General features: G+C 64.9%; 1 protein-coding gene. It reads left to right on the top strand.

Annotated elements, in window-relative coordinates:
- Positions 1–647, top strand: a 647-nt coding sequence (locus tag ACSU1G_RS34585) for a DDE-type integrase/transposase/recombinase (RefSeq protein WP_439286193.1), incomplete at both ends; no start/stop codon positions are given.

The raw sequence follows: 647 nt of genomic DNA, 5'->3' as shown, positions 1-647 counted from the left end.
CCTCGCCACGGAAAACGCCTGCACCTGTTGAGGCGCTCGCGATCGAGGCTCGGGCCAGGTTGGAAGCGGAGGGATGGGACCATGGCCCCATCTCGGTTGGATTCGAGCTGAACCGGCTCGGAATCGCCCCACCCTCTCGCGCGACTCTGGCACGAATCTTCACCCGCAACGGGCTCGTCACCGCCCAGCCGAAGAAACGCCCCCGCACCTCATACGTCCGGTTCCGGTATGCGGCCCCGAACGAGTGTTGGCAGATCGATGCAACGGACTGGACGCTCGCGGACGGCCGCGTCGTCGCGATCTTTCAACTCAACGATGACCACTCCCGCCTGCAGATCGCGTCTCTTGCCGCCCGGTCCGAGAACGCGCGAGACGCCGTGCGCGTGGTCACCACAGGCATAGAGCGCCATGGGGTGCCACAACGGTTGCTCTCAGATAACGGGACAGCCCTGAACCCGATCCGTCGTGGCTGGATCGGTGAACTCACCGCGATGGTGACCGCGCTCGGTGTTCACGCCATCGCCTCCAGCGTCGCCCACCCGCAAACCCAGGGCAAGAACGAACGCGGTCACTCGACGCTCAAACGATGGCTCCGTGCCCGAGCGCCCGCTCGGGATCTTGACGATCTGCAAAGCCAACTCGATCAA

Source organism: Microbacterium sp. A93, assembly GCF_051842835.1.
The sequence above is the reverse complement of the archived record's forward strand: the minus strand, read 5'-3'. Positions and strand labels throughout refer to the sequence as shown.